Below are 255 nucleotides of genomic sequence, written 5' to 3' on the forward strand. Positions count from 1 at the left end.
GAAGCGCGCTACTACTCTGCCGAGCTGCGATGGGATGGCGTCTCCACTTTGGCGCAGGCGCTTGACATGGTGCGTGAGGCCGCCAAGGTCACACCCGAAGGCGAATGGGTGCGCGTGGTCGGCGGCTGGTCGCCTTACCAGTTCGCCGAGAAGCGGATGCCCACACCCGAGGAGCTGACAGCGGCTGCGCCTGACACCCCGGTGTTCGTGCTGCACCTCTACACATCGGGCCTCTATAACCGGAAGGGACTCGAG

1 protein-coding gene is annotated in these 255 nt (G+C 65.1%); it reads left to right on the top strand.

What is annotated here, in order from left to right; translation table 11 throughout:
* On the top strand, positions 1-255 hold a 255-nt coding region (locus tag SB719_RS21320), incomplete at both ends, for an amidohydrolase family protein (protein ID WP_412159912.1).

The organism is Pantoea sp. SIMBA_079 (assembly GCF_046940275.1).
GTDB lineage: Bacteria > Pseudomonadota > Gammaproteobacteria > Enterobacterales > Enterobacteriaceae > Pantoea > Pantoea borealis.